The 2,451-nt window shown below is 42.1% G+C and carries 1 protein-coding gene; it reads left to right on the forward strand.

Annotated elements, in window-relative coordinates; genetic code table 11:
• The coding region (locus BPMYX0001_RS29145) for a condensation domain-containing protein (RefSeq protein ID WP_033799593.1) at positions 1 to 2,451 on the forward strand (2,451 nt) is incomplete at both ends.

Here is a 2,451-nt window from a genome sequence, read left to right on the forward strand (position 1 = left end):
CCGGTCCGTAAGGTTATTTTTGGGGGCGAAAAGCTGTCCCCTCTACAGCTGAAGGACTGGAAAGCAGCCTATCCTTCTACTCAGTTGATTAATATGTACGGGATTACGGAAACGACTGTTCATGTTACGTACAAGGAAATTACTGAAAAAGAAATCGAGACTAACATCAGCAATATTGGAAAACCGATTCCCACTCTTCAGGTGTATGTGCTGGATGGACAAAAGAACCTCCTGCCCGTTGGAATTGGCGGTGAAATGTATGTTGCCGGGGAAGGTGTGGCTAGAGGTTATTGGAATCGTCCAGAGCTAACGGAAGAGCGCTTTGTTGAAAATCCGTTTCAACCAGGAGAGCGGATGTACAAAACAGGTGACCTGGCCCGATGGCTGGAAGATGGAAACCTGGAATACCTTGGAAGAATGGATGACCAGGTCAAAATCCGTGGGCACCGCATTGAATTAGGAGAGGTTGAAACCCAGCTACTTCTTTGTAGTGGAATCAGAGAAATTTTTGTACAAGCCTTCGAAGAGGAACGAGGGCAAGTTTTGGCCGCCTACTATACGGCGGAAGAGGAATTGAGTACTTTGGAGCTTCGAGCGGATTTAGCTAAAAAAGTTCCGTCTTATATGGTTCCTTCTTATTTTATTCAGCTTGAAATGATGCCGCTCACTGCCAATGGTAAGGTAGACCGTCACAGGCTTCCGGCCCCAGAAGTGAAAGGCACTATCCATGAGGAGCCCCGGAATCCGCTGGAAGGCCGTGTGCGGTCTATTTGGGAAGAGTTTTTAGGTACCTCCCTTGGCATAAGTGACAGCTTTTTCAATCTGGGGGGAGACTCTATCAAAGCCATCGGATTGATTAGTCTTATGAACAGGAAAATGGACTGGACTATTCAGATCAAGGATTTGTATGAACATCCAACTATAAAAGAGTTAGTCGCGTATGCTGGTATACAAAATGTTTCACTGGAAGAAGAACGTAAACGTATAGAAAAAAGAAAAGAACTACAGGATCTGAAAAACAGGTTCCTTGAGGAACACACTTCCCTAGCCCATGAGGTAGTAGATGTGTATCCAATGAGTGATATCCAGCAGGGAATGGTTTTTTATTCTATGAGAAATTCAGAAAAGGCGCTTTATCATGACCAACTTGTTTATCAGCTGGAGGATGCTTCATTTGAAGTGGGAAAATTAACTGAAGCTATGACCTTATTAATGAATAAACATGAAATTTTACGAACGTGCTTTTTCTTAGATGAAGGACCTGTGCCTCTTCAAGTTGTCTACCAGTCAGTTCCAGTCGATATTATAGAGCATGACCTATCAGTATATACAGAAAAGGAGCAGGAGGATTTTATTGAGCATTCTCTTTTGGAAGATCGTCAGAATCCGTTTGAGCTAAAAGAGGGCCCCCTTTGGAGGCTTCGTGTATATAGGTTAAACAATCGTCAGGTCACTTTTGCTTGGATAGTCCATCATGCCATTATGGATGGCTGGAGTGTGGCCTCGTTTATGACAGCGTTGGTAGATGTATATTTCAGGTTGAAAATCGGCCCTGTGGAATTGGTAGGACTGAAGAGTAGCTATAAGGATTATGTAGTGGATCAGATGGTTGTTTCACAGCAAGAAGACCTAACGACCTACTGGCAGCAGGAGCTGTCAGAGTTTAAAAGGCTTGAACTTCCATATGGGGCTGAGCAGGAAGTGGAAGCTTATATTATGGAGCTCAACCCTGACCTACTGCAGAGATTGAAGAAAGTTGCTAGGGAAGAAGGAACGACTCTAAAGACACTTTGCTTAACAGCCTATCTGTTTATGATGCGGATGATTACCTATGAAAATGATTTGACGATAGGTTTGATTGAGAATGCGAGGCCAGTTACACAGGATGCAGAGAAGGTACTTGGTTGTTTCCTGAATACAATACCTTTTCGCATAGAGATAGATGAATCTGGAACATGGCAATCACTGCTTACGAAAGTCCACCGTAAGCATGTGGATTTAAAGAGCAAAGGTCGTTTTCCTTTTAGAAAAATTGCTGAGCTGATAGGGAGAACAGAAGTAAATGAAAATCCTATTTTTGATGCCGTTTTTAACTTTGTAGATTTTCATGTGTATAACGGGTTGGAAGGTTCTCCTTTATCATATGGGGTTAATAGTTATGAGAAGACGAATACATTATTTGATTTTTCCGTGTCAACCACATTCGACCGATTTGAAATAAGAGTGGTGTCTGGTTTCTCAGAGATTGTCTTAAAAAGGTTATTAAGGTATTTTCAATTTATTTTAGAGGCGCTTTCTGAAGATATTCAAAGTAAAATTTCCACCCTTGCTCTTTTGGAACACGCGGAAATAGACAAATTACTTAAACGGTTTAATGAAACTTCGGTGGACTTTCCGAAAGATCGTACTGTAACTCAACTTTTTGAAGGACAAGCAGCGAAAGCGCCTAAA

This window comes from Bacillus pseudomycoides DSM 12442, from assembly GCF_000161455.1.
In the GTDB taxonomy this organism is placed as follows: domain Bacteria; phylum Bacillota; class Bacilli; order Bacillales; family Bacillaceae_G; genus Bacillus_A; species Bacillus_A pseudomycoides.